The organism is Paenarthrobacter sp. 10L420, assembly GCF_056395385.1.
Genome location: NZ_JBFTJK010000085.1, coordinates 1 through 413, shown reverse-complemented (window position 1 = coordinate 413; position 413 = coordinate 1). Strand labels below are relative to the sequence as shown.

At 66.1% G+C, this 413-nt stretch carries 1 protein-coding gene; it reads left to right on the top strand.

Translation table 11 applies throughout. The features are described 5' to 3' along the window. On the top strand, positions 1 to 413 hold a 413-nt coding region (locus AC1DD5_RS25790), incomplete at both ends, for an HNH endonuclease signature motif containing protein (protein WP_477523142.1).

Below are 413 nucleotides of genomic sequence, written 5' to 3'. Positions count from 1 at the left end.
CGTTCCCGCCCCATGAAACTCCTCGACGGACTCGTCGGAGCCTGTGCCGTCGCGATGACCACCGGGAAACTGCCAGCCAACGGCGGACTCCGACCCCAACTCACCCTCACCATCGACGAACGCGACCTCTTCGAACGACGCACCGACCATCAACGACTCAGCTCCGGTACAGCAACGTTCCTGGGTCCGATGCACCCCAACACCATCCGCAAAATCGCCTGCGACGCGGACATCCTCCCCGTCCTGCTCGGAACCGACTCCCGAGTCCTGGACATCGGCCGCACCACCCGGATCTTCCCACCCCACATCCGCAAAGCCATCACCGCCCGCGACGGCGGCTGCGCCTTCCCCGACTGCACCATGCCCGCCCCCTGGTGCGAAGCCCACCACATCACCTACTGGTCACACGGCGG